29 protein-coding genes, 1 tRNA gene and 1 riboswitch are annotated in these 26,127 nt (G+C 39.7%); of the genes, 12 read left to right on the top strand and 18 right to left on the bottom strand.

Translation table 11 applies throughout. The annotated features are described in order from the left end of the window. Positions 1-75: 75 nt before the first annotated feature. From EG849_RS03465 to EG849_RS03405, 13 genes are all read right to left on the bottom strand, one after another. Positions 76-444 (bottom strand): four helix bundle protein, encoded by a 369-nt coding sequence (locus EG849_RS03465; protein ID WP_125011696.1) that lies wholly within the window; start codon positions 442-444, stop codon positions 76-78. A gap of 53 nt (positions 445-497) precedes the next feature. Then, positions 498-1,244, bottom strand: a complete 747-nt coding sequence (fabG, locus tag EG849_RS03460) for a 3-oxoacyl-[acyl-carrier-protein] reductase (protein ID WP_125011695.1) — start codon at positions 1,242-1,244, stop codon at positions 498-500. A 73-nt stretch (positions 1,245-1,317) separates the two neighbouring features. Continuing rightward, the gene (locus EG849_RS03455; protein ID WP_125011694.1) at positions 1,318-2,640 is read right to left on the bottom strand and encodes a Na+/H+ antiporter NhaC family protein; all 1,323 of its coding nucleotides are present in this window, start codon (positions 2,638-2,640) and stop codon (positions 1,318-1,320) included. A 59-nt stretch (positions 2,641-2,699) separates the two neighbouring features. Beyond that, positions 2,700-2,797, bottom strand: a riboswitch (SAM-I-IV-variant riboswitch). A gap of 150 nt (positions 2,798-2,947) precedes the next feature. Further along, on the bottom strand, positions 2,948-3,826 hold the full coding sequence (locus EG849_RS03450) for a pirin family protein (protein WP_125011693.1): 879 nt from the start codon (positions 3,824-3,826) through the stop codon (positions 2,948-2,950). Positions 3,827-3,877: 51 nt separating this feature from the next. Continuing rightward, positions 3,878-4,369, bottom strand: a complete 492-nt coding sequence (locus tag EG849_RS03445) for a DNA-deoxyinosine glycosylase (protein WP_125011692.1) — start codon at positions 4,367-4,369, stop codon at positions 3,878-3,880. A gap of 121 nt (positions 4,370-4,490) precedes the next feature. After that, entirely contained in the window at positions 4,491-5,363 is an 873-nt protein-coding gene (gene sucD, locus EG849_RS03440) for a succinate--CoA ligase subunit alpha (protein WP_125011691.1), read from the bottom strand. Between the two features lie 95 nt (positions 5,364-5,458). Then, positions 5,459-5,821, bottom strand: a complete 363-nt coding sequence (locus EG849_RS03435) for a nuclear transport factor 2 family protein (RefSeq protein WP_125011690.1) — start codon at positions 5,819-5,821, stop codon at positions 5,459-5,461. Between the two features lies 1 nt (position 5,822). After that, positions 5,823-6,752 (bottom strand): UDP-3-O-(3-hydroxymyristoyl)glucosamine N-acyltransferase, encoded by a 930-nt coding sequence (locus tag EG849_RS03430; RefSeq protein WP_125011689.1) that lies wholly within the window; start codon positions 6,750-6,752, stop codon positions 5,823-5,825. A gap of 102 nt (positions 6,753-6,854) precedes the next feature. Continuing rightward, the gene (efp, locus tag EG849_RS03425; RefSeq protein ID WP_125011688.1) at positions 6,855-7,421 is read right to left on the bottom strand and encodes an elongation factor P; all 567 of its coding nucleotides are present in this window, start codon (positions 7,419-7,421) and stop codon (positions 6,855-6,857) included. Positions 7,422-7,527: 106 nt separating this feature from the next. Next, positions 7,528-8,313, bottom strand: coding sequence for an acyl-ACP--UDP-N-acetylglucosamine O-acyltransferase (lpxA, locus tag EG849_RS03420; RefSeq protein WP_125011687.1), 786 nt, complete (start codon positions 8,311-8,313; stop codon positions 7,528-7,530). 10 nt (positions 8,314-8,323) lie between these two features. Continuing rightward, a complete protein-coding gene (locus EG849_RS03415) occupies positions 8,324-9,712 on the bottom strand; it encodes a bifunctional UDP-3-O-[3-hydroxymyristoyl] N-acetylglucosamine deacetylase/3-hydroxyacyl-ACP dehydratase (protein WP_125011686.1) in 1,389 nt (462 codons plus the stop codon). Then, positions 9,705-10,748, bottom strand: a complete 1,044-nt coding sequence (gene lpxD / locus EG849_RS03410; RefSeq protein WP_125011685.1) for a UDP-3-O-(3-hydroxymyristoyl)glucosamine N-acyltransferase — start codon at positions 10,746-10,748, stop codon at positions 9,705-9,707. Before lpxD ends, EG849_RS03415 begins: the two co-directional genes overlap by 8 nt. A 30-nt stretch (positions 10,749-10,778) precedes the next feature. After that, positions 10,779-12,017, bottom strand: coding sequence for an HD domain-containing protein (locus EG849_RS03405; RefSeq protein ID WP_125011684.1), 1,239 nt, complete (start codon positions 12,015-12,017; stop codon positions 10,779-10,781). Positions 12,018-12,186: 169 nt separating this feature from the next. On the opposite strand from EG849_RS03405, the gene EG849_RS03400 reads away from it, so the two are divergent. Both EG849_RS03400 and EG849_RS03395 read left to right on the top strand, forming a co-directional pair. Next, positions 12,187-12,504, top strand: a complete 318-nt coding sequence (locus EG849_RS03400) for a hypothetical protein (RefSeq protein WP_125011683.1) — start codon at positions 12,187-12,189, stop codon at positions 12,502-12,504. Between the two features lie 83 nt (positions 12,505-12,587). After that, positions 12,588-12,926 (top strand): hypothetical protein, encoded by a 339-nt coding sequence (locus EG849_RS03395; protein WP_125011682.1) that lies wholly within the window; start codon positions 12,588-12,590, stop codon positions 12,924-12,926. A gap of 328 nt (positions 12,927-13,254) precedes the next feature. Here the strand turns inward: EG849_RS03395 and EG849_RS03390 are convergent, their stop codons facing one another. Further along, positions 13,255-13,506 carry a hypothetical protein gene (locus tag EG849_RS03390; RefSeq protein ID WP_125011681.1) on the bottom strand — a complete coding sequence of 84 codons (252 nt, stop codon included), beginning with the start codon at positions 13,504-13,506 and terminating at the stop codon, positions 13,255-13,257. A gap of 450 nt (positions 13,507-13,956) precedes the next feature. Here EG849_RS03390 and porX point away from each other — a divergent pair, with 450 nt between their 5' ends. The 5 genes from porX to EG849_RS03365 all read left to right on the top strand — a co-directional run bounded on the left by porX (position 13,957) and on the right by EG849_RS03365 (position 17,839). Further along, on the top strand, positions 13,957-15,510 hold the full coding sequence (gene porX, locus EG849_RS03385) for a T9SS response regulator signal transducer PorX (protein WP_125011680.1): 1,554 nt from the start codon (positions 13,957-13,959) through the stop codon (positions 15,508-15,510). 13 nt (positions 15,511-15,523) lie between these two features. Continuing rightward, the gene (gene tsaE / locus EG849_RS03380; RefSeq protein WP_125011679.1) at positions 15,524-15,931 is read left to right on the top strand and encodes a tRNA (adenosine(37)-N6)-threonylcarbamoyltransferase complex ATPase subunit type 1 TsaE; all 408 of its coding nucleotides are present in this window, start codon (positions 15,524-15,526) and stop codon (positions 15,929-15,931) included. 138 nt (positions 15,932-16,069) lie between these two features. Next, positions 16,070-17,266, top strand: a complete 1,197-nt coding sequence (locus EG849_RS03375) for an alanine dehydrogenase (RefSeq protein WP_125011678.1) — start codon at positions 16,070-16,072, stop codon at positions 17,264-17,266. Between the two features lie 29 nt (positions 17,267-17,295). Beyond that, a complete protein-coding gene (locus tag EG849_RS03370) occupies positions 17,296-17,682 on the top strand; it encodes a DUF4258 domain-containing protein (protein WP_125011677.1) in 387 nt (128 codons plus the stop codon). 82 nt (positions 17,683-17,764) lie between these two features. Further along, a tRNA-Val gene (locus EG849_RS03365) sits at positions 17,765-17,839 on the top strand. Here the strand turns inward: EG849_RS03365 and EG849_RS03360 are convergent. The 3 genes from EG849_RS03360 to mobA all read right to left on the bottom strand — a co-directional run bounded on the left by EG849_RS03360 (position 17,830) and on the right by mobA (position 20,071). Continuing rightward, positions 17,830-19,353, bottom strand: a complete 1,524-nt coding sequence (locus EG849_RS03360) for a recombinase family protein (protein WP_125011676.1) — start codon at positions 19,351-19,353, stop codon at positions 17,830-17,832. The two genes, EG849_RS03365 and EG849_RS03360, sit on opposite strands and share 10 nt — an antisense overlap. Beyond that, positions 19,337-19,492, bottom strand: a complete 156-nt coding sequence (locus EG849_RS15565; protein WP_158611911.1) for a hypothetical protein — start codon at positions 19,490-19,492, stop codon at positions 19,337-19,339. The genes EG849_RS03360 and EG849_RS15565 overlap by 17 nt, the downstream gene beginning before the upstream one ends. 135 nt (positions 19,493-19,627) lie before the next feature. Continuing rightward, positions 19,628-20,071 carry a conjugal transfer protein MobA gene (gene mobA / locus EG849_RS03355; protein ID WP_125011675.1) on the bottom strand — a complete coding sequence of 148 codons (444 nt, stop codon included), beginning with the start codon at positions 20,069-20,071 and terminating at the stop codon, positions 19,628-19,630. Positions 20,072-20,286: 215 nt separating this feature from the next. Here mobA and EG849_RS03350 point away from each other — a divergent pair, with 215 nt between their 5' ends. The 5 genes from EG849_RS03350 to EG849_RS03330 all read left to right on the top strand — a co-directional run bounded on the left by EG849_RS03350 (position 20,287) and on the right by EG849_RS03330 (position 25,196). Then, complete coding sequence (locus EG849_RS03350) at positions 20,287-20,979, top strand: nucleotidyl transferase AbiEii/AbiGii toxin family protein (RefSeq protein WP_125011674.1); 693 nt, start codon at positions 20,287-20,289, stop codon at positions 20,977-20,979. A 40-nt stretch (positions 20,980-21,019) separates the two neighbouring features. Then, positions 21,020-21,337, top strand: a complete 318-nt coding sequence (locus tag EG849_RS03345; protein WP_125011673.1) for a DUF6922 domain-containing protein — start codon at positions 21,020-21,022, stop codon at positions 21,335-21,337. A 91-nt stretch (positions 21,338-21,428) separates the two neighbouring features. Beyond that, positions 21,429-22,022 carry a hypothetical protein gene (locus EG849_RS03340; protein WP_125011672.1) on the top strand — a complete coding sequence of 198 codons (594 nt, stop codon included), beginning with the start codon at positions 21,429-21,431 and terminating at the stop codon, positions 22,020-22,022. Positions 22,023-22,712: 690 nt separating this feature from the next. After that, on the top strand, positions 22,713-23,603 hold the full coding sequence (locus tag EG849_RS03335) for an AraC family transcriptional regulator (RefSeq protein ID WP_125011671.1): 891 nt from the start codon (positions 22,713-22,715) through the stop codon (positions 23,601-23,603). Between the two features lie 102 nt (positions 23,604-23,705). After that, positions 23,706-25,196 (top strand): MauE/DoxX family redox-associated membrane protein, encoded by a 1,491-nt coding sequence (locus EG849_RS03330; protein WP_125011670.1) that lies wholly within the window; start codon positions 23,706-23,708, stop codon positions 25,194-25,196. A 399-nt stretch (positions 25,197-25,595) separates the two neighbouring features. Here the strand turns inward: EG849_RS03330 and EG849_RS03325 are convergent. Continuing rightward, positions 25,596-26,127: alpha/beta hydrolase family protein (locus EG849_RS03325; protein ID WP_148096052.1), on the bottom strand; the 532-nt coding region annotated here is incomplete at its 5' end.

The following is a 26,127-nucleotide window of genomic DNA, read 5'->3' as shown; positions in this document are numbered from 1 at the left end:
TAGTTTATAAGATTATGAGTTTAAAAGATATTGTCGAAATGCTTTGTGTTTACAAAAAATTAAAAATCAATATGATTATTTGATGCTATTAATTTGAGATTTGTACAAACCATCAATCAACATATTTACTCCTATAATTTTTTCACGAATTTGACTATATTCATGTTCAGCGATATATTCAAAATCGTGACTTAAAATAATTTGGTTTAATAACTCAAGTGAGGAACCATAAGCAATTTCTGAAAATCTCGCTTTATCTTTTGGTGAATTTCTTCCAGAACCTTCAGCCAAATTTGAAGCAATCGAAATCGAACATCTTCTCATTTGACTTATTAATCCAAAAGTTTCATCTTTAGGAAATTTTTTAGTGATTTTGTAAATCATCTGAGCCAATTCCCTTCCTTTTTGCCAAGCGATTAATTTTTCAAAACTAAAAATTCTCATACGCAAAAGTGGATTTTAACAATACCTTTTAAACTTTTAAACTTCTAAACTTATTAAGTAAGCATTCCTCCGTCAACGTTCATCACTTGTCCCGTGATGTACGCGCTCATATCTGAAGCCAAGAAAAGACAGGCGTTTGCAACGTCTTCAGTGGTTCCGCCACGTTTCAACGGAATTCCGTCTCTCCAACCTTGAACTACGTCGTCGTTTAATTTTGCCGTCATTTCTGTCTCGATAAATCCTGGTGCAATCGCGTTGCAACGGATGTTTCTGGAACCTAATTCTAACGCTACCGATTTTGTGAAACCAATAACTCCTGCTTTTGAGGCGGCATAATTTGTTTGTCCGGCGTTTCCTTTAACTCCCACAACCGAACTCATATTGATGATCGAACCTTTGCGGTTTTTCAGCATTGTTTTTTGAACAGCTTTGGTCATATTGAAAACCGATTTCAGGTTTACGTTGATTACCGTGTCAAAATCTTGTTCAGAAATACGCATCAAAAGGTTGTCTTTTGTGATTCCAGCGTTGTTGATCAATATATCGATGTTTCCGAAAGTCGCGATTACGTCGTCAACCAATTTTTGCGCTTCGTTGAAGTCGGCCGCATTTGACTGGTAGCCTTTTGCTTGAACGCCAAGGGCTGTCAATTCATCTTCCAACACTTTTGCAGCTTCTGCAGAAGAACTGTATGTGAATGCTACGTTTGCTCCGTGTTTTGCAAAAACTTCAGCAATACCGCGTCCAATTCCGCGACTTGCGCCTGTGATAATCGCTGTTTTTCCTTCTAATAATTTCATTCTATTTCAATTTAGTTTGCTCTTGTTAGGTTGACAAATATAAGAATTCAATTGCAATCATGTGACCTATCTTTTAATCTTTGATGAATTTATTTATTCTTTTGTCCCATGCCGTGCTGTAAATTGCGATTATCGTAAAAAGGAGCAAAATATAAATGTACCAAGCGTTTGAAATCAAATCTAAAAAGTCAATTTTTCCTTTTGCAAAACCAACGATCAGCAAAACTTGGGCGCCATAAGGAAGAATTCCTTGAACGATGCAACTGAAAACATCAAGGATTGTCGCCACTTTTCTCGTACTCAAATCATATTTGTCGCTGATTTCTTTGGCGATTTTTCCGCTAATTACAATGGAAACGGTGTTATTTGCAATGGCAATGTTGGTCAAGCTTACTAAAGTTCCGATTCCCATCTGGGCTGATTTCTTGCTTTTTATTTTAGATTTAATTTTATGCAAGACATAGTCGATACCGCCTGCTTTTTGAACCAAAGCCGCCAAACCGCCCGTTAACATTGATAACAGAAATATATCGGTCATGCTTAAAAATCCTTCGTAGATCTTTTGAGTGAATTGCAACAGCGAAAATTTATTACCGATGAAGCCAATAATTCCGGCTGCTAAAATTCCGATTATTAAAGTAGTGAATACATTTACGCCTGAAACGGCCAAAATAATGACTAATAAATAAGGTAAGATTGTGACCAATTCATAATTTCCTTTTTCGATTGCTACCGAACTGACTTCTGCGTTCATTCCCAAATAAAAAAGGATCAAAACTGTCACGATGGAAGCTGGCAAAGCAATAAACAAATTGACTTTAAACTTATCTCTCATTTTACATCCAAGCGATTGTGTCGCTGCAATTGTGGTATCTGAAATTATCGAGAGGTTGTCACCAAGCATAGATCCGCCCAATAACGAACCTGCAATTAATGGCATTGAAGCACCAGTTTTGTCGGCCAAACTGATGGCGATTGGCCCCAATGCAACAATCGAACCTACAGAGGAACCAATTGAGGTAGATAAAAATGAAGCTATTAAAAAAATTCCCAATGGAAAATATTCGGCATCAATATTATTTATTCCAAGATTTACTACAGAATCAACGGCTCCCATCGCTTGCGTGACTGTTGCAAAAGCGCCTGAAAATAAATAAATCAGACACATTGTAATAATTTGGCTGTTGCCACAACCTTCAATTAAAGTGGCTACTTTAGAATCCGTGGAATTTTTATAAATCAAAAAAGCAACAATAATTCCGAGAACTACTGCGACCGGTGAAGGCAATGCATAAAAGTCATTCAGGAAGATTCCGGCTCCTAAAAAGGTAAAAATAAACACAAAAAAAGGCAATAAAGCAAAGGCATTACCTTGAATTTGAAGATGTTTCATCATTGATAGCTTAAAAATTAATAAAGTTCACGACGAAAAGCAAAACCGTAAAGAAATTGTGTGAAAACAACATTTTTTCCAAAGGATTTGGCTTATCGTTTTAGCACCTTGCTTGTTGTTGCAGGTTGCTATCTCTTTTATGAGATTCGTGATAACGGATGCAAAGATAACAATTACAATGAATTAATTTACTTAGTTATTTATTTTTAGGAATTTTACACAACATCCAATCTAAAAATAAGAGTCTTATAAAAATAAAATGACTCTACCGATAATTCAATAGAGTCATTTTTAAATTTTATGGAAAATACTATTTCACTTCAGGCATAACTACATAACTGTCATCTTCAGGAACTTTTGGAAACTCTTTTTTTCTCCAGCGTTCTTTGGCTATTTCTAATTTTTCATTACTGGAAGAAACAAAATTCCAATACATAAAACGTTCTTCAGGCAACGGCTGTCCGCCAAAAAGAATAACGTGCGTGTTGGGCATCAAAGTCATCGAGCAGGCATCTTCTAATTTTGAAACCAGCATGTTTCCTTTCTCCACATGGTGTTCGCACGCTTGGATTGCACCTTCCACCACGCAAATTCCGATTTCACCAAAAAGCTGTCCTTCGGTGTGAAGCAAATATTCTTCTTGCGATTTTATTTCTACCATAAACAGATTAGAATGTACTGGAACTGGTGATTCTTTTCCGTAACCTTTTCCGGCAACTAATGTAAAATCAGTGGTTCCATCTTTCCAGCGTGGCAAATCATTTCGATCAAAATGATGAAATTCTGGTTCCATATCTTCTTTTTCTTTTGGAAGCGCAACCCAAATTTGATAACCGTGAACGTCGTGAACAGATCCGTTGCGTAACTCTTTTGGAGTTCTTTCCGTATGCGTGACGCCGTTTCCGGCAATCATCCAATTCACTGAACCTGGCGCAATTTTCTGTTCCGTACCCAGGCTGTCTTTGTGCATAATTTCGCCTTGTAATAAAAAAGTCAAAGTTGCCAAACCAATGTGCGGATGCTGGCCGACATCCATATAATGTTCAGGTCCCATTTTGGCAGGTCCCATGTGATCAATAAAAATAAATGGCCCGACCATTCTTTTTTTGCGAAAGGGCAATAATCTTCCGACTAAAAAATCGCCGATATCACGAGGTCTTTCTTCTATAATGAGGTCTATGTTTGACATGTTTTTTTAATTATGAGTTATGAGTTTTCTGAAAACTTGAACTTAAAATTACTACTTTATTTTCAAAGCTTCCATAATAGCTTTCCATTCTTCTAATTTTTGCAGAAAACTCTTGGAAGCATTGGCACCGCTTGGTGATGGAAGAATGGTGTATTGAACATCAATTCTTCTTCCCACATATTTGTCATAGTAATTAGACGCATTTTTACTCGAGAAAAAGACGTGTTTTATATTGGGATATTTTTTATAAAAGCTTTTGAAGTCATTTACTTTTTCATTTTTGATATTGCTGTCCAGGCTTCCGGTTCGTTCACAGAATTCTAAAACATCCCAAAGTGCAATGTTCTTTTCTATCAATAATTGTTTCTTCTCAGCATAATTTTCTGGTAAAGGTTGGTCAAATAAAGTGAAGAGTAATTTCCAGAAACTATTTCCTCTGTTTCCATAATATTCTTGTAATTCTAATGATTTTTCTCCGGGCATTGTTCCGAGAATTAGAATTTTAGAATTTTGATTTATTAAAGGAAAAAAGGCTTTTTTCATTTCCTAAAAGTAAAAATTAACGCAAAGAAATACAAAGATTTTTCGCAGAGATTCGCAAAGTTTTGGGCAAAAAAAATCCCGCTTTTCAGCAGGACTTCTTTTATAAAATGTACAGGAAAAATTATCCCATAATTTCTTTCACTTTTTTACCGATTTCAGCAGGAGAATCAACAACGTGGATTCCACATTCTCTCATGATGCGTTTTTTAGCTTCTGCTGTATCATCAGCACCACCAACAATTGCACCTGCGTGACCCATTGTTCTACCTTTTGGAGCAGTTTCTCCAGCGATAAATCCAACAACTGGTTTTCTGTTTCCATCTTCTTTAACCCATTTTGCAGCATCAGCTTCCAATTGTCCACCGATTTCACCGATCATGATGATACATTCTGTTTCTGGATCGTTCATCAACAATTCAACCGCTTCTTTAGTAGTTGTTCCAATGATTGGATCTCCACCAATTCCGATGGCTGTCGTGATTCCCAAACCTTGTTTTACAACTTGGTCAGCCGCTTCGTAAGTTAAAGTTCCTGATTTAGAAACGATACCAACATTACCTTTTTTGAAAACGAAACCTGGCATGATACCAACTTTAGCTTCACCTGGCGTGATTACACCTGGACAGTTTGGCCCGATTAAACGGCATTCTTTATTTTGGATATAAGCGTAAGCTTTGATCATATCTGCAACAGGAATTCCTTCAGTGATCGTAATGATTACTTTGATTCCCGCATCAGCAGCTTCCATAATTGCATCAGCAGCAAAAGCTGGCGGTACAAAAATGATTGTTGTGTCAGCACCAGCTTGATCAACAGCATCTTTTACCGTGTTGAAAACTGGACGCTCTAAATGCGTAGTACCACCTTTTCCAGGAGTTACTCCACCAACAACGTTTGTACCATATTCAATCATCTGAGAAGCGTGAAAAGTTCCTTCGCTTCCTGTAAAACCTTGAACAATTATTTTAGAATCTTTATTGACTAAAACGCTCATAATATATTTTTTAAATTTATTTTTTGAAATAGTGTTGCAAAAGTAAGGTTTTGATGCTTAATTGAAAAGTTTTTTAAGCTTTATATTTGAACAATTTATGACAATTGGCTCATCTGAAATCCTCTGAATAATTTATCTTCTTTAATTTCCCAAATTACCATAAAATGCGCTAAAAGCATCTCTTCACGAGGGTTTTCAAACGTTTTTACATAATGCGAATAACGCACCGAAACCTGATTTTCGTCCTGCAAAATATGACTGATCTTGATTTTTGATCTTACATAAGCAACACTTAATTCAGCAGATAAAGCCAAAATCTCAGTTCTATTCATTTGCAAAAAACCTTTAGAACTGTTCCAATCCAAAATTACTTCTGGATGCAAGAAAGATTCCATCAATTTTGTATCCAAAAGGACATCTGATTTGTAAAAATTCTGAACAATTTGTTTTGCAGTCATCTTATTTCAGTTTATTTAAAATATCTGGTATTTTTTTTATGTTGACCAATTGTTTCAGCTTTTCGCGAGATTCTTCAATAGGCGTTCCGAAATAAACCTTTCCTCCTTCTACTGATTTCGTAACTCCCGTTTGCCCTAAAACAATTGCTTTTTCTCCAATTGTAATACCGCTTGTGGTTCCAACTTGACCCCAAAGCGTGACTTCATCTTCAATAATAACACAACCAGCAATGCCTGTTTGTGCCGCAATCAAACATTTTTTTCCAATAACCGTATCGTGTCCAACGTGCACTTGGTTATCGATTTTTGTTCCTTCCCCAATGGTAGTATCTCCTGTAACCCCTTTGTCAATGGTACAAAGGGCACCGATTCCCACATTATCCTTGATCACCACTCTTCCGCCCGAAATCAATTGGTCAAAACCTTCAGGACGTTTTTTGTAATAAAAAGCATCGCCTCCCAAAATTGTTCCCGCATGGATAATCACATTATCGCCAATAACCGTATTGTCATAAATCGAAACGTTCGAATGGATAACGCAATTTTTTCCGATTTTCACATTGTTTCCAACGAAGCAATTGGGTTGGATAAAGGTGTCTTCACCAATTTCAGCACTTAATGAAATGGAAACATTTGTACCCTGGAAAGGCCTGAAATGTCTGGTCAATTTATTAAAATCTCTGAAAGGATCATCAGAAATCAAAAGCGCTTTTCCGTCTGGACAATCCACATTTTTATTAATTAAAATAATTGTCGCTGCAGAATTTAAAGCTTTGTCATAATATTTTGGATGGTCAACAAAAACAATATCTCCGGGTTCCACGACGTGAATTTCATTCATTCCGTGAACTTCGAAGTCATCATTTCCAACAAATTCGCAATCGACTAAGTAGGCAATTTCTTTAAGCGTATGTATTTTGGGGAACTTCATAAATGAATTTAATTATCGAAAAATTTAAAGCTTGAAAAATTATTAAATAAACTTAAAATTTGAAATTTTTGAACAATTCAATCTTTAAATCTTTCAATTATATTACTCCTTAACACGCTCCATGTAAGAACTAGTAGCAGTATCAATTTTAATTTTATCACCTTCATTAATAAACAAAGGCACGTTTACAGTTGCTCCCGTTTCAACCGTTGCTGGTTTTGTAGCATTTGTAGAGGTATTTCCTTTTACTCCCGGTTCAGAATACGTAACTTCTAAAACAACAGAAGCTGGCATATCAACAGATAAAGGCGCTTCGGTTTCTGCATTGATGATCACTTTTACCGTGGTTCCTTCTTTCAATAAATCTGGAGCATCTAAGATTGCTTTGCTCAATTGAATCTGCTCATAGCTTTCAGTGTGCATGAAGTTAAACAAATCGCCTTCAGCATATAAAAACTGAAACTCATGTGTTTCCACGCGAACTTCGTCAATTTTGTGGCCTGCAGAAAAAGTATTGTCAAGTACTTTTCCGTTAGTTAAACTTTTTAATTTTGTTCTTACGAAAGCTGGACCTTTTCCTGGTTTCACGTGTAAGAATTCAATAATTTTATAAATATCGTGGTTGAATTTGATACACAATCCGTTTCTAATATCTGATGTACTTGCCATTTTGTTTTTTGTTTAATCGTTGAAATTGCTCAACTGTATATTTGTTATTTTTTTCGTCATAATACCGTCGCCTTGCTACTTAAGATATTATGACTTTCGACTGTTTTTAATAAATTCCTGTATATCCTTTCATTACTCCTCTTGATGAATTTCTGATAAACAATATAATTTCATCTCTTTCTGGAGTTGCTTCCATTTCAGCTTCGATGATTCCCAAAGCTTGCGTGGTATTGTAATTTTTTTGGTATAAGATTCTGTAAATATCTTGAATCTCACGGATTTTCTCTGGCGTAAAACCTCTTCTTCTCAATCCGACAGAATTAATACCTACGTAAGAAAGTGGTTCTTTTGCCGCTTTTGTATAAGGAGGTACATCTTTTCTTACCAAAGATCCACCTGAAATCATGGCGTGGTCTCCGATAGAAATAAATTGGTGGATTGCTGCCAAACCTCCAATAATCGCATAATTTCCAACAGTTACGTGTCCAGCCAAAGCTACTCCATTTACAATAATGGCATTATCACCAATATGGCAATCGTGAGCAATGTGTGCCGTTGCCATTACCAAACAGTTTTTTCCGATCGTTGTTTGGCCAGAAGCCACCGTTCCCCTATTAATTGTTACACATTCTCTGATGGTTGTATTGTCGCCAATAATTGCCAAAGAATCTTCTCCCCCAAATTTCAAATCCTGTGGCACTGCAGAAATTACAGCACCTGGAAATATATTGCAGTTTTTCCCGATTCTCGCTCCTTCCATAATCGTCACGTTGGATCCAATCCAAGTTCCGTCTCCAATCACAACATTATTATGAATTGTAGTGAACGGTTCGATTACAACGTTTTTAGCGATTTTTGCACCTGGATGAACGTATGCTAACGGTTGATTCATAAATTTCTTTTTAGTTAATTTTAGCAATTTGTGCCATTAATTCTGCTTCAGCAACCAATTTTCCGTTGGCATAAGCGTGCGCTTGCATATGACAAATTCCTCTTCTGATAGGAGAAATCAAATCACATTTAAAAGTCAAGGTGTCTCCAGGCAAAACTTTATGCTTGAATTTCACATTGTCAATTTTCATAAAATACGTAAGGTAATTTTCAGGATCTGGAACCGAACTTAAAATTAAGATGCCGCCTGACTGTGCCATTGCTTCCACAATGATAACTCCCGGCATTACTGGTGCTCCAGGAAAATGTCCCACAAAAAAACTTTCGTTCATTGTTACATTTTTCATACCTACAACGTGTGTATCTGACATTTCAATAATTCTGTCGATAAACAAAAAGGGAGGCCTGTGAGGCAAAATGCTCATGATTTTGTGAATATCCATCAAAGGTTCTTGGTTCAGATCGTAAACCGGAACTTGATTTCTTTGCTCTGTCTTGATGATTTTAGACATTTTTTTTGCGAATTGCGTATTCACAAAATGTCCTGGTTTGTTGGCAATTACTTTTCCTTTAATTCGTGTTCCGATCAAGGCCAAATCACCAACAACGTCAAGCAGTTTGTGACGTGCAGCTTCATTTGGGTAATGCAAAGTCAAGTTATCCAAAATTCCGTTTGGCTTCACTTCTATTTTTTCTTTTCCAAAAGCAACTTTCAGGCTTGCCATCGTGCTTTCAGAAATTTCTTTGTCTACATAAACGATAGCGTTGTTCAAATCGCCCCCTTTGATCAGGCCGTTTTCAAGCAAAGCTTCCAATTCATGCAAGAAACTAAATGTTCTTGAATTGGCAATTTCGCTCTTGAAATCGGCAATATTTTTCATAGTCGCATTTTGGGTACCTAAAACTTTGGTTCCAAAATCAACCATTGCAGTCACTTGATAATCATCAGCAGGCATCACTAGAATTTCACTTCCAGTTGCTTCATCCGTATACGAAATCACTTCTTTAACGACATACACATTACGCTCTGCTTCTTGATCCACGATTCCAGCTTTTTCAATCGCTTCAACGAAAAATTTTGAAGAACCGTCCATAATTGGCGGTTCAGAAGCATCTAATTCGATGATCACATTATCAACATCGCAACCAATGAAGGCTGCTAAAACGTGTTCTGATGTTTGGATTTTAACTCCTTTTTTCTCAAGATTAGTGCCTCGTTGCGTATTTACAACATAGTTTGCATCGGCTTCAATAATTGGATGGCCTTCTAAATCAACTCTCACAAAAGTAAAACCGTTGTTTACTGGAGCTGGCTTGAACGTCATTTTAACTTCCTTTCCAGTATGAAGCCCAACTCCTGTCAAGGAAACTTCGTTCTGAATAGTTTTTTGCTTAACCATTGTTTATGCTATTTTCGTTTGTTACTTGTTTTTTTAAAGCTTCTAAATCGGAAACTATTTTTGGTAAATTTTTAAAATGAACATAGGATTTATTAAAATCGTTATATCCAAAACTAGGACTTCCTTGGATAACGTCATTATCTTTAATGTTTTTCCCTATCCCTGATTGGGCTTGGACCTTAACATTATTGCCAATTTTCAAATGGCCCGCTATTCCCACCTGTCCTCCGATAATACAGCTGGTTCCAATTTTTGTAGAACCTGCCACACCAGTCTGCGCAGCGATTACGGTATTTTTACCAATTTCTACATTGTGAGCAATCTGAATCTGGTTGTCCAGCTTCACTCCTTTTCTGATAATTGTGGAACCTAAAGTCGCGCGGTCAATGGTTGTACAAGAACCAATATCAACATTATCTTCAATAATTACATTACCAATTTGGGGTACTTTGCTGTAAACTCCTTCTTCATTTGGAACAAATCCAAAACCATCAGAACCAATAATGGCACCTGAGTGAATCACGCAGTTTTTACCGATTTCTGTTTCAGAATAAATTCTTGCACCCGCAAAAATGATCGTATTGTCTCCAATAGTAACATTATCACCCACAAAACTGTTGGGATAAATTTTCACATTCTCTCCGATTACTACGTTTTTTCCAAGGTAACAAAAACTTCCCAAATAAAGGTTTTCTCCATAAGTTACACCTTCTGAAATCACTGACGGCTGTTCAATTCCTGACTTCATCAGTTTCACCTGGTTGTAATATTCCAATAATTTTGAGAATGATTTATAGGCGTCTTCCACTTTGATAAGTGTAGTCGATATAGGCGATTCGGGAGTAAAGGTATTGTTTACAATCGTAATCGTTGCTTGTGTAGAATATATGTAATTAAGGTATTTTGGATTTGCTAAAAAAGTCAGCGATCCTTCGGAACCTTCTTCTATTTTTGATAGTTTAAAAACTTCAGCATTTGGATTCCCCACTACTTCACCTTCTAAAATACCCGCTATTTGTTCTGCTGTGAATTTCATCTTGACAAAAATATAAAAATTTGAATTTATTTATGAATTTTCCGCAAGTACTTTTGGAAAACAGATAAAATATTTGGTTACAGGCTTCGAAAGTGCCTTTAAATTGAGCTGATCTGATGCTTCCACCACATCTTCTATCGTTTTGTCCTTCTTCAAAATCTTGATGGGCTCAGCATCTTTACTGTAAGCTTGGTTTTTAATTTTTCCTTTAAAAATAAAGTAAGAAGCTTCATCTTTTGAAATTCCGTAAAAAGTGATCAGCTTTGATTTTAGAGCTTCTACGTCTTCGTTTGTGTATTTTTCGCTGTTTAATTTTATTTTCAACAAGTCGCGATTGATGATCATTCTGCTTAAAGTCTTTAAGATAAAATCATCATTGTTTTGCCATGATTTTAATGCCGAAATAATATCAGAGTCATCTAATTGTGAGAAAAGATCTAAGGTTTCATTATTAAAATCTTCTAATTCCACTTTATTATGAAGAAAAAACGACAGTGGTTCGCTACACGGCAATTGGATTCCTTTTTGTGTTAACTCTTTGGCGCGTTTTAAAGTTTTGGTCAAAATCAGCTCGGCAACCAAACTCGTTTTATGCAAATAAGCCTGCCAATACATTAATCTTCTGGCCATCAAAAATTTTTCTACCGAATAAATTCCTTTTTCTTCAATTACCAGCAAATCATCAACCACATTCATCATTTGAATCAAGCGATCCGAATTTATATTTCCTTCGGCAACGCCAGAATAAAAACTATCGCGTTTTAAATAATCCATTCGATCCATATCTAATTGACTCGAAATCAATTGCAACATAAACTTTCTGTGGTATTCGCCTTTAAAAACTTGAATAGCCAAAGTCAATTGCCCGTCAAATTCCTCGTTCAATTTATTCATAAAAAGAAGCGAAATCGACTCGTGATTGACATTTTCAACAATGCTGTGTTCCATGGCGTGTGAAAACGGCCCGTGCCCGATATCGTGCAAAAGGATGGCAATCAACAATGCTTTTTCTTCTTCTTCAGAAATTTCAGTTCCCTTAAATCGCAAGACTTCCACCGCTTTCTGCATAATGTGCATACATCCTAAAGCGTGGTGGAACCGAGTGTGGTGCGCTCCTGGATACACCAAATACGAAAGTCCCATTTGAGAAATTCTTCGCAATCTTTGAAAATAAGGATGCTGAATTAAATCATAAAGTAACGTGTTTGGAATGGTAATAAATCCGTAAATCGGGTCGTTAAATAACTTTAATTTATTGGTATGGCTCACTTTTTATGAAATTGGAGTACAAATATAAGGAAGTTGGTCTGTTTTAAACTAAAAACCTGCAATTAACACTCGTTAGGATTGACCGTTAAATTGCAGTTAATTGGATTAACACCTATAAGAAAACTAAATTTTAAGCCGTAAATTTAAGTAAACCAAAAAATTTATGGCTATGAAAAATGTAATTATGGGATTGGTTTTTCTTGCGTTTTCAGGAATTGCTTCAGCCCAAACCGATACAGGAGACGACATTCAAAACAAGCAAGATCAAATACAGCAACAGCCTCCCAGAGAAACTCAGAGAACCACCGAAAGAGCCTCAAAATTGGATGCCGTAAAGCAACAAAGCCAATCAGAAATTGATGCTGAAAAAACGGCGAAAGACAAGGGTCAGTCCAAAAATTACACAAAGGTAAATCCGGATAAGATTTCCCCGCAAAAACTGGACAGTACAAAAGGGGTTCAACCTATAAAAAAACCAAGAAATTAATAATTCATTTAATAACAATAGTGAAGAAATACAATTTTCCAGGATTTCAGAAACCTTTTTAAATAATCAAAAAATCAATCGATATGAATTCAAACCACAACAACCGAGAAGACAAACCCAGGGATATTAATCCGAAGGATTTGAACAGAAAAGATGAAGCGAAAGACATCAAATCGCAAGAAAAAATTAAAATCAAAGAAAGTGGATTGGGCCGAGAAACAAGCCAAACTCCTTCTGACGAACAAATTGAAGGAATTTCGCAAATAGATAGTTCTACGAAAAAACTACACGATGAAAAGAAAAAACTGGAAGAAAAATATGATTTAAATTCAAACGAAATCCCTTTGGAAGACAATCGTGATAAAGGCGATGGGACTGAAGATTGGAACGCACAAAACAACAGAAGCGGAAGACACAAATAAGATAAAAAATTCTTAAAATTTTGTAAAGAAATTGTATTAAAATGTAAAAATTTAATTTATATATTTCTGATATTTGAAATTGAACAACCACAAATCAATTTCAATGAAAAAAACAACTACTTATTTATATTTAGCTATTTTTCTGGGTATTATAATCGGGGCCTGTTCGCCATGTGATGATGGCGATTTTGAAGAATCAACTACTGAATTTCGACATTTTTCGTCAGATAGCACCAGAATCAACTAATAAAAAAGGCTTGCTTTATTTTTTAAAGCAAGCCTTTTTTAATTTCAGGCAAGAAATATAGAAATGTTACTCTTTTTACCATTATTGTTCTGGGGAACTTCCAGTATCTTTCTTTGAAAGTGCATCTATTACTGCTGTTTTTGGAGCGCTTCTGTTTATATATCCCATGTCTTCTCCTCTATTTTTAGTTTCTTCACTTTCTTTTGATGTAACTGCTTCTGAATTCAAATCTTTTAGATTATGATTGTTATGAAATTCAAGCATAGTGTCTTTTGAAAAATCAGGCGCTTCGTTTGATTTCTTTTTGTCCTTGCGGTGGTCGTTTATTGCCATGATTTGTATATTTAAAGGTTGTTTTAAAATTATAAAGTTGCTGATTTTCAAAAGGTTTTGCGTTACATACTTTTTGGCAATAGTTATAAAATTTTTCAAGAGCACCTTTATCGACAAAGTTGGGGACTGACCTTTGTAACAGTTCAAATGGTTTCTCAAATAGCCCCGATGGAGCCTTTGTCTGAGCTCTTGCTTTTGCGAAAGAAAAAGCAAAGCGAGTGGCTCCAGCGGGAATTTTGATGACTGAAAATTACGAGATTTTCGCTTCAAAAATCACCTCATAAATATATTCTTGCCACAGATTAACACTCTTAAAAATAATAAAAATCATTGGAAGCCTGTAGGATCCGTGGCAAAAAATGAGCTTTTATTTTTACATAAATTTTAAGAGTTGCGTAGTGCAAAAGTGTTAAATTGCATCTTATAAATATAGACACAAACATCCAAAATATGGACAAAATAAAGATACTCTGGGTTGATGATGAAATTGATTTGCTGAAGCCCCACATACTCTTTTTAGAGAAAAAGAATTATGAAGTAACCACTTGCAATAACGGTCGCGATGCAATTGATATTTTCGAGGAAGGCAATTTTGATATTGTTTTTTTGGATGAAAATATGCCCGGAATGAGCGGTTTGGAAACGCTTTCAGAAATGAAAGAGAAAAAATCAGCGACTCCAGTGATTATGATCACAAAAAGTGAGGAAGAATATATCATGGAAGAAGCAATTGGCTCTAAAATAGCCGATTACCTGATTAAGCCCGTAAACCCAAATCAAATTCTTTTAAGCTTGAAAAAGAACTTGGACCACACTAAATTGGTTTCTGACAAGACGACTTTGGATTACCAAAAGGAATTTAGGAAGATTTCTCTGGAACTGTCGATGGTTAACTCCTATGAAGATTGGATCGAATTGTACAAAAAACTGCTCTATTGGGAAATTGAGCTGGAAAATATCGGCGACCAAAGCATGTTTGAGATTTTAGAATCGCAAAAAGTAGAAGCCAATTCGCAATTTGGGAAATTTATTGAACGAAATTACGAAGATTGGTACCAGCCAAAAACAGACAAACCCATTTTATCACACACGCTTTTTAAAGAATTGGTGGTTCCGGAATTGAAGAAAAAAGACCGTCCCGTGCTATTCGTAGTCATCGATAATTTACGTTATGACCAATGGAAAGTGTTTGAAAGCGTGGTGAACAACCACTATAAATTAGAAAAAGAAACGCCGTATTATGCAATTCTTCCAACGGCGACGCAATATGCAAGAAATGCCATTTTCTCTGGATTGACCCCTTTGGAAATGGAGAAAAAATACCCGCAATATTGGAAAAATGATGTGGAAGATGGCGGAAAAAACTTGTTTGAAGCCGAATTTTTAACCGAACAATTGCGCCGTTTGGGACTGAACCTGAAGCAAGAATATTTCAAAATCACCAGTTTTGCCGGCGGAAAAAAATTGGTCGAGAATTTCAAGACTTTGAAAAATAATGATTTGGTGACGATTGTTTACAATTTTGTCGACATGCTTTCGCACGCCAAAACAGAGATGGATGTTGTGAAAGAATTGGCTTCTAATGACAAGGCGTACCGTTCGCTGACATTGAGCTGGTTTAAGAATTCGCCATTGTTAGAGATAATCCAGCAAGCACAGCAAATGGGCTTCAGGCTGGTTTTGACAACCGATCACGGAACGATAAACGTGAAAAATCCGTCGAAAGTGATTGGCGACAGAAACACGAGTTTGAACCTTCGTTACAAAACCGGAAGAAGCTTGACGTATGAAGATAAAGACGTTTATGCAATAAAAGATCCAAAAAGTGTGCAATTGCCTGCAATAAATATGAGCAGTTCTTATATTTTTGCAAAAAATGATTACTTCTTGGCCTACGTCAACAATTACAATCATTATGTGAGCTATTACCGAAACACATACCAGCACGGAGGCATTTCTTTGGAAGAGATGATTATTCCGTTCTTGGTCTTCAACCCAAAATAAGATTTTTAAATTAATGGAAATACAGTTTAAACTTGACGAAATCAATCAGGTTGCTCAAAAAATAATTGCCGAAAAACCACACAAAGTCGTCTTATTTCACGGTGAAATGGGTGCTGGGAAAACAACGCTAATCAAAGCGATTTCGAAAGCGTTGGGTGTTGCCAATGCCACCTCTAGTCCGACTTTTTCTTTGGTAAACGAATATGAAGCCGATAACGGAGATTTGGTATATCATTTTGACGTTTACCGCTTAAATAGCGAAGCCGAGGCGTATGATATGGGCATTGACGAATATCTATATTCCGGAGAATGGTGTTTTATTGAATGGGCCGAAAAAATTCCGAGCCTTATTCCGTCAGAACATTCCACGGTGACCTTAAAAATCGGGAAAGACGGAAAAAGAACACTTACTTTAAAATAAATTTACTTTAACCCTGCTGGAGTTTTAAACTTTTGCAGGGTTATTTTATACCCAGTTATCAAAACGTATTTCTATCATTTGAATTAGCGCATTTCACAACTTTTTCTTATTTTAGTAAATTAATTTACAGCAGAAACTATGTCGTCATTTACACCATTTACCAAACAGCAGTTGATGCCTCAAGAGGAAAAACTTGAAGTTGCTAACCAAAAAAGCGACCTGTTTATTGGGATTCCAAAAGAATCTTCGTTTCAAGAACGCCGAATTTGTTTGACGCCAGACGCTGTAAAATCAATGGTTTCTCACGGACATCGCATTTTAATTGAAGCTGGTGCTGGAGAAAGCTCCAGTTATTCTGATCAAGAATACAGCAAAGCTGGAGCAGAAATTACGCAAGACACCAAAAAAGTTTTTGGCTGTCCGATGATTTTAAAAGTAGAGCCTTTGACCTTGTCAGAAATTGAAATGATGAACAGCAGTTCGCTGATTATTTCCGCATTACAAATCAAGACCAGGAAAAAAGAATATTTTGAAGCGCTTGCCAAAAAGAAAATCACCGCTTTGGCTTTTGAATTTATCAAAGACGACGACGGTTCGTATCCAGCCGTAAAATCCTTGAGCGAAATTGCGGGGACCGGTTCTATTTTGATCGCCGCTGAATTAATGATCAACCACCAATTCGGAAAAGGATTATTATTCGGAAACATTACTGGCGTCCCTCCTACTGAGGTGGTCATTATTGGCGCAGGAACGGTGGCCGAATTTGCGGCGCGAACGGCAATTGGCTTGGGTGCCAACGTAAAAGTTTTTGACAATTCGATTACAAAATTAAGACGTCTTCAAAATAATTTAAACCAAAGAATTTTTACATCCACAGTACAGCCCAACTCACTTTTAAAAGCATTGAGACGCTGTGATGTAGCCATTGGCGCGATGAAAGGAAAAGACAGGTGCCCTGTTATGGTAACCGAAACGATGGTGGAACATATGAAAAAAGGCGCTGTAATTGTTGATGTCAGCATTGATACCGGTGGCTGTTTTGAAACTTCAGAAGTTACCACGCACGAAAAACCTACCTTTATAAAGAGTAACGTGATTCATTATTGCGTACCCAATATTCCTTCGAGATATTCAAAAACAGCTTCGCTTTCGATCAGCAATATCATCACGCCTTATTTATTGCAGATTGCGGAAGACGGCGGCATTGAAAGCGCCATCCGTCGCCATCAAGGCCTTAGGCACGGTGTGTATCTTTACCACGGAATTTTAACCAGCAAGTCCATTGGCGACTGGTTTGATTTACCAGGAAGCGACATCAATTTAATTGTTTTTTAATGGTATATTTGCACCAAAATTAAAATTCAATGAAGTTTTCATACCGTTTGGCTTACTATTTAGGAGGTTTATTATTAGGAATTGTTTTCGTGGTCTTTTTTCTGCAAGCAAAAGCTGATGCAAGAGATGTGAGTTTTTGTTATTTTCCAAATTGCAGGGTTTTACAAGATTTAAGGAAAAAATCTTTTGAAATTTCTCCAAAAGCAGATTCAATTTTCCAGCAGAAATGGGTAAATTTAGAAGATGTAAAAAAATGCATGGAGTTTGGAGATGTTGATTTTGCGAAAAGCAACAAACCTGTAAAAGGAGGCAAAATTTACTTTATCGAGGGTAAAAACACTAAAGGAGAACCTATTACAGTCACCATGATAAACTATGAAAATAAAGTGGTTCTGACTGATATAAAAAAAGATTAAAAAAAATCAATAAAACCCTTGCAGATACAAATAGTTCGTGTATATTTGCACTCGCAATAACGCAAGACATTGCAACCCAAAAGGGCGATTAGCTCAGCTGGTTCAGAGCACCTCGTTTACACCGAGGGGGTCGGGGGTTCGAACCCCTCATCGCCCACTTTGAGGGATAACAGAAATGTTATCCCTCTTTTTTTGATATATAAGATATCCTTTTTCCTCCATTTTACTGGCACTGTGAGAAAAAATATCCATCATGGTGGGTGTTCGATAGATACCCTGTTCGTAGTAAAGATTGCCGTCGAACACCATGTTTACAAAGTCCCGCTTCTGAAGGATGTCAGATTTGTTGAAGATTTGCCTGATATCGCCAAGCAGGTCGAGCTTGCTGTCCAAAATCTCAAAAGCCTTTCCCGGATTAGAACTCAAACGTTCTATTGATGCAGTGAGTGCAAGAATATGCTCGCTGTAAGTAGAATACCATCTGTCGTAGGTGTCCTTGTTTATTTCATCGCTGAACCATTTTTCTTCCACCTTGTTCAAACGCTGCTGCAGCTCTTCAAGCTCATGCCTCTTGCCTGCAACCTTTTTCTTATTTGATTTCATCTCCTGCTCGATGGAAGCGTAGGAACCATCCCTAATTTCCTTGATTTTTCTTTTAGGCACGCTCATGAGGTCGCAGGCGTTCAAAAACTGCTCGTGCGCCTTCAACGTGCTGATATTGTTATGTTTCGACTGCTTGCACTTGTAATAGTAGAAATATTTTCCAGATTTGCCTCTGGACGGCGCGCCTGTTAGCGGATTTCCGCAATGGCACTTCAGCACGCCCCTGAGCGGCAGTTCATCGTCAACGGTCACTTTCACCTTGTCAGCTCTTTTCATTTTGGACTGCACCATAGTCCACGAAGTCTTATCTATTATAGGCTCGTGTATCGCAGGAAAAAGTCCTCCTGGCAGATCCTTGAAAGGCTCAACCCTCACTAGTCCTGCATACACAGGATTTGCCAGCACGCGGTCGATTGCCATATTTCCTTTCCTGTCAAAACCCTCGGCATAGGCCATTTCCTTGATCTTGTATAAAGGAACATCACGCAGGAACATCTCATAGATAGCCCTCACAGTCTTGGCTTCCAATTCATCAACCTCAAGGTGGCGCTGTTTTCCTTCTCCTACCTTACGGTAGCCGAAAGGCTTTTCCCTGGTAAGAAAACGGCCTTCCTTTGCACGGGCAGTATAAAGGCCACCGCGCACCTTGATGCTCCTGTTGATATTGTCCTCTTCTGCCAGCAGGAGCTGCAGTCCTGCCCTGAAGAAGCTACCCGGAGTGTCATAGTCGAAGACTATTCCTTCGGTCACGCTTATTATCTGCATGCTGTATTTTTTCTGGAACTGCTTGACCATATTCATGGCTTCTCCGGCATCCCTGCTGAAACGGTCAAGCTGGTCGACAAGCAGGTAGTCGACCGATTTGTAGTGCTTGGCGACGAATGCCTGCAGCTTTATAAAGTCGGGACGGTCAAAGGTCTTGGCGCTTCTTCCCCTGTCGATGAAAGAATCTACCAGCTGTATATTATTATACTGCAGGTACTGGTCAATGTACAGTTCCTGCCTCTCAATGGAGCCATTGCTTTGTCCCAGCTGGCTAAACCTCATATATCTAATCGCCCTCTTCATATAATTCACTCAATGTTAATGACACAATAATTTCAATCATTAAATTTACGAATTTTTGTTCTTTTTCCCTCTCTAATTCTTCATAAATTTTAGACATAATATCATCATTATCAAACTGTTCTCTTTTATTTTCTTCCATAACATTTATCATTTTCTTGACTGATGCGCCTTGGTTCCCAAGGCACCTGCCGAATTTAGGCATCGATTATGAAGCAATCCATATCGTAGCCTTCTATGGAAAGAGATGGCTGTGGCTGGCTGGTCTTGCAGGCAATTATTTCCAGTTCTCCTTTTTAAGATGGGCTTCTTCAAACTCCTTTGTAAGCTGGATGATTTTTTCCGAGAGCATTGCAAGTTCTGTTGTCAGTTTTTCCAGTTTGTACAGACAGGCTAATGCTTTCCTTTCAGAAAATCTTTGGTACAGGATCTTTACCACCTGATTGTAGTTTACCCCGACAGCCCTGAACTGGCTGTAAAAAGAAGTCAGGCGCATGTAGTAGTCCATCGCCGCCTTGTCGATCTTGATAGTCTTGATTCCTTTCTGGAAAACGCAGGCAGTGATAAAATGCGCCATGGCATGCATGCCCGATGCTTCGAAGAGGGTCATGAAGCGTGCATTTTCTTCTGCAGTGAGGCTGATAGAAAAGCGATATACCGCAGGATCGATTTTGGGCGGCCTTCCTCCCATTTTGCGCTTATTTTTTTCTTCATTTTCCATAGCTCCAGTTGATAATTTTATTTATCCAATTTAACAGACAGCAGGTTTTTTCGATTTTATTTGGAATTGCTTGGCTTCGTAATGGTTTGATTTGGCATGGAGCTTATAATATCTATCACAAATATGACCGGCTAGCCAAAGCCAAATGATTCCATCAGAAGCCGTTCTGCAACAGCACGCCATTTTCAGGATTAATTTTCTGAAAACATAAAATTATGCTCTACAAGCAAACAGTCAGCACCCAGATGTGGGAACTTCTGCAGACGCTGATGAAAGATGAAAAGTTTCTTGATCATGTACTGGTCGGAGGTACTGCGCTCTCCCTAAAGATTGGCCACCGCCTGTCGGTGGATATCGATCTTTTTACCACAAAGGGATTCGATCCTAAAATGATGATGGAATACCTTGCGCACCGGTATGGTGCAGATGAAAAAGAAAGCAGGACGTACAACAATACGCTTCTTACCTACATCAATGATATCAAGGTGGATATTGTAACCCACCAATACCCTCTCTTAAATCCTGTAGAAAACATAGAGGGAGTACGCATGATCTCAAATGAGGACATCGGTGCCATGAAAATACATGCCATTTTTCAGAACGGGCAGAGACTGAAAGATTTTGTGGACATGTATTTTCTTCTGGAAGAGAATCCCCTTGGATTCTATCTTGAGGCCTATCAGAAAAAATATGAAGGGAGTCCCTTTTGGGCGAAGCAGGCACTCTGCTATTTCAAAAATATCAACATGGAATACGACGTCTCAATGGTAAGGGGAAAAGAAAACGACTGGACAAAAATGGCAGAGCGCCTAAAAAAAGCAGTCGCTGACCCAGAGCAGAAATTTACGGAGCAGAAAACGGGAATCAACGTAGCCGAACCCAAGAGAGGGCGCGGTTTTCACAGGTAGAAATATTGCATAAACCGATAAAAATCAGTATATTTACGATATGGATAAGCCAGAAAAACATAGGCAGGCACCGCGACTTCATCCCAAATTCTTCTGGGATACGGATGTCGAGAAATTGGACTGGCAGAACGCCTACCTTTCTGTAATTGCCCGCATCGTAGAACGAGGTGGCCAGGATCAGATTGACGAGATCGTGCGCTTCTATGGGCGCGATAGAGTAATAACGGCCGTGCGAGACGAAATCTACTTCCTGCCAGACTACGCAATTGAAGATGCGCTAAAATTCTTTCCGGAACTCAAGAAGGAAGAGATGTACTGCTACCTCAACCGAAAAGGCAAGCCCTACCACTGGATATAGACAGCTGTGGAAATTCATTTAGGCATATAATTCTTTTCGATGTCTTAAATTTCCAGAAGAAAAATAAAAAAGAAAACAAAGGTATGCCGGGATGTTATCAGTCTGGCAAAAAGACTTCGGCATAATGGCCTGCGAATGTCTCGCAGGCCACCCTTCGGGACTTATTCCGATTCCTTTTGGCCTGACCGCATCCCGCCATGGGTGTTGGCTTTCTTTTTCTTTTTTCCTTTTTTCTCTTTTCTTTTGGAAATATATTTTAGTGGGGCTTCTGCTGGACGGATGGTCTCTTCAGGGCCTGACGCAATTAAATCTAAAGGTTTTTGAAAAACCGCTAAATCATTTTTACAGTTTTATAGTTTTAAAAGCATGTATGCACTTGCATCGCTGCGCACTTTCCTGCCTGCATTCCTTCTTACCTGCATGCTCGCATGCTTACATTCCTGCAAGATTGCTTTCCTACATTCACGCATTCATGCATACCTGCATACTTACATCAGGTCGTACCAGTGTTTCTACGTTCCATTTGATATATTCCTTTTGCCTGCGCTTTAGCATTCGTGTTCAAGTAAAGATTCAGAGTTCCACCCAACTGTTGCCTCCATATTTTCGTGCAGTCACCCCACCATTACCAGAAATATTGTTTGATATTCAGCAATGCCTGCCCATTGTAATACTTTATAAATAATTCCCTTCTACCACTGCAGCCAAAAAAAAGGGCTATCAAGCCCTTTCAATTTAAATCCATTTCCTAAAAGGTTGTCGCGGGACAACTGCAAGTTGTGTTTTGAGATGCTTGAAATGAATTCCGCATCTCAAAACCACTTGCCCCTGCGGGTGCCGGAAAAAACTCCAAAGTCGTTTTTCCGCTGCTGCCGTCCAGCAATGTATTTTGCATAAATCGTATGCCGGCTCCTGGCGTGCCTTGTATATGCTTTGCAGCCCGGGCTTGATGCCTTTCTGAATCTGGAAATCTCAACAATTGATAGGCCTCAAAAGTCGCTTCTGCAATTTAAGGCACTGCCAAGGTATTTTTTCCAGAAAATCAGGCGGCTATGTCCTGCCTAATTTTGCCTGGGCAGTTCCGGATGCAAAATGACCGTTTTCTATAAATTTTGGCGCATTCTGAAAACATTCTTCTGGCCGAAGACCGCTAATTTAGCCTCTGCCAAACCTAATGCTGCGCCAATAACTGGCTACAGCATCAATGCCAGGTTGCAACTGCAATACTTCTGAATTGACAACTAATACTCCCGAATTGCAAACACTTTTGGCGGTATTTTTTGGAATTTTGCTTATGACCTAAACATTGTTTTTGCCGTCAAAATAGGAACCATGGGTTTTGGCCTCTGGAAGTCTAACCCAAATATCGAACATCATGCCCGAAAATCAGAAAAAAGAAAGGCTTGAATACCTTTACCGGCTGCTGTCCGAAAATGCCCAGGCCTATGATGCCTGCCTGCCCGGTGATGCCCTGAAAAGCGAGCGGCGCAATTCGCTCCGGGAAAGCATGGATTCCATTGCAGAGACCATGCTCTCGGTCATGCTCGACTACCGGATGCCGTTCCGCAAGAACCGACGGGCGGAGCTCGTGCAGATGGTCTTTCTTCTGGACGGGCAGCATTCGGTAGCCTGCTTCAGCAGCGCTGCGAGCGCCGTGCTCAAATTCCGCGGCAGCGCCTTGCGCAGGCAGCCTTTCGGGAGCCTGCTCTGCGCCCATTCGCAGGAAATGTGGAACAGGGTAATCGGCAGGAAGCCTGGAAGTGCAGGAATCGACGCCTACCTGCCGCTCCATTTCAATGATGCGAATGGAAGGATCGTGCCTGCACTCTGCTACATTACTTCCCTGCTTCCCTACGGCAACATCATCGTGAATGCTTCCGCCACGCTTTATGTCAAGAGGACTCGCGCGGCTGTCCAGGGAAAATCCGATTCTGCCACAGCGGAAATACCGGCACCAGTCCGTGAAGTACACGACTACATTCTTTCCCACCTCGACCAGCCCCTTCCCGCCCTGCGCCAGCTAGCGGGGAAATTCGGAATCGCTGAGCATTCCCTCAAGTCGGGCTTCCGCAGGGAATTCAATGCCGGCATACACGGGTTCTACAACGAGCACCGGCTGCTCCGTGCGATGGGGCAGATCCGCCACACCGACATGCCCCTGAAGGAAATCGCATTTGCCTGCGGGTTCAATTCCTACCTGAATTTCTACAAGGCCTTCGTCAAGCAGTTCGGCCACAGCCCCAGCGGTGAAAGGCACCGGCCGTAGCATGCTGGCATTCCGCCTTTTTGCATAGCGAAACTACTGAATTGCATACGGTTGCAAAAAAAGGCTTCCTAATTTTACCATAGCAAACAAAACAAAATTGCCATGGAACGCACCCACTACATACGCAGGCTGGCTCTCAAATGGACAGCAATCGCATTTATTTTCCTATTCTGTTACGCGGCAGCCAACAAGCTGCTGGAATTTGACACCTTCAGGGTACAGCTCGGGCAGTCTCCCCTGCTGGCACCCTATGCGCACTGGGTTGCGATTGCAGTGCCTTTTACGGAAATCGCAATTTCCCTGCTGCTTGCCTCGCCTAGGCTGCGCCACATAGGATTTTTATTTTCTTTCGGGCTGATGGTAATGTTCACCGCCTACATAATCATCATCCTGAATTACAGCGCCTTCGTGCCGTGTTCCTGCGGCGGGATTCTTTCAGAGATGGGCTGGACCGAGCACCTGGTTTTCAATAGCGCATTCGTGCTGCTGGCCCTGGCCGCAGTAATGGCTGATGACCGTGTAAAAATAACGGTGGGCAGGCGGGTGCTATATTCTTTAGCGATTGCGTTATCGGGAAGCGCCACGGTAATTATTCTATTTTTCTTATCCGAGGAGGAAATGCACCGGAACAATGGGTTTCTCAGAAGGTACCCGCAGCACCCTGTCGGAGATTTGAAAGGCATTCCTTTACGATACAATTCCTACTATATCGCAGGTTTTGAAAAAGACCAGATACTCTTGGGAAACAGCACCGCCCCGCTGCACCTGCTCAGCATCGACACCTCGCTAAAAAAAACGAAGGAAATCAGGATTGAGATCGAGGACTCGAAAGACTACCCTTTTGCATCGGTAAAGGTACGGGTCCATCCACCGGACTTTTATCTCGGCGACGGCTCGATCCCGATCATGTACCAGGGAAGCACCGGCAATTGGAAAGCAAAAACCCTGCTCAGGGAAAAAAATTACTTTTCGCTGTTCGAGCCGCTGGGCAATGGAAATTTTGCGGTAAGGACGAATTTACAAAGCAATGGGCAGAATGTCCTGGGAGGCATTACCTCCGGCCAAAAAGAGACTATGAAGATATACGGCACCGCATTGGAAGCCAAAGTCGACGGCATCTTTGACACCGACGGGATGCTGCTCTACAACGAGGACTTGAAAAAAGTAATCTACGTGTACTACTACAGGAACTCCTTTGCAGTGGCAGGCGATAATTTTAAATCTTTTTACGAGGGAAAAACAATCGATACGATTACCCAGGTACCGATGGACTTTGCCTACCTGAAAGGAAATACGGAAAAAAAGTTTGCCCGCCAGCCGGAAAAAGTAAACCGCTACGCCGCGACATCCGGAAATTACCTCTTTTTAAAGTCAGACCGGCTAGGCAGGTATGAAACCGAAGAAATGAGCCGGCAGGCTAGCATCATAGACGTCTACGACCTTTCGAAAGGCTCCTACGAATTCAGCTTCTACCTCTACCATTACGCCGGCGAGGAAGTGCAGTCCTTTATGGTGTATGGGGATATCCTGGTCGGGCTGACCAAAAAACACCTGGTTGCCACGAGGCTCAAAAAGGCCCATTTCAATAACTGATATTCATGAATGCCGCACGGCCGTGCCAGGGGAAGATCGAAAACCTGCAAAAAGAGTAGATCGTAACTGTTAAATATTTTTATTATGAAAAAATTCAGTATGCAGATAGCAGCAGGTATGCTGGCTATCGCGGGTGCTTTCGCATCACAGTCGCCGTCATCACAAAATGGGAGCCTTGCATTGCAGACCGGCTATATCGACACGCCGTCGCCGTGCTCGATCCCGGTCCAGTGTGACAATTCGTTTGGCGAGGTTTGTACAATGCTCCACCAGGGGCAGGTACGCCAGGCTTACGGAAAATTGAATCCGTCGGCAACTACCTGTGCCTCTGTCTTGTACAAGAGAAACTAGGCCTTGGAGAGAAAGGTGCCCATAGGGCACCTTTCTTGTTTTATAGGCTTATTGCATTCCCATCCATTCCTTCCGTTTTCCGTCCCTCAGGTAGAACTCCAGCCAGTCCCGTACTTTTTGCGAAAGGTCGAGCTGGTTCTTCTTGTCCATAAGCACATGCTCCTCTTCGGGATACACCAGCATCGTGCTCTTCTTGCCCAGCCTCCAGAGCGCGCTCTGGAGTTTCATGCTGTGCTTCCAGTCCAGCTGCTTGTCGGCAGTTCCAGTCCAGATTAGCACGGGCGAAGCATAATCCTTGGCACGTCCAAGCACCTCGTTGTCCTTAAATTCACTGGAATAAAAAGGAGCCGTGATCCGCACCTGCCCGTCCTCGAAACGCCACATGTTGGATTGCCCATGCCCGTCTAACGTAAGGTAGGCACTTTCTAGGTCCACCATCGGCGCTCCGATAATGGCCGTCTTGAAAAGCCTGCTCCTGCCCATGATGTATGCCGCTTCATAGCCACCGAAGGAATGCCTGGAAAAAACGGTCAAATTGACCACCCAATTCCAGTTCAAATTGACCACCTGTTTCGGTTGA

Source organism: Flavobacterium macacae, from assembly GCF_003865365.1.
Classification (GTDB): domain Bacteria; phylum Bacteroidota; class Bacteroidia; order Flavobacteriales; family Flavobacteriaceae; genus Flavobacterium; species Flavobacterium macacae.
This window is presented reverse-complemented; position numbering and strand designations above follow the sequence as displayed.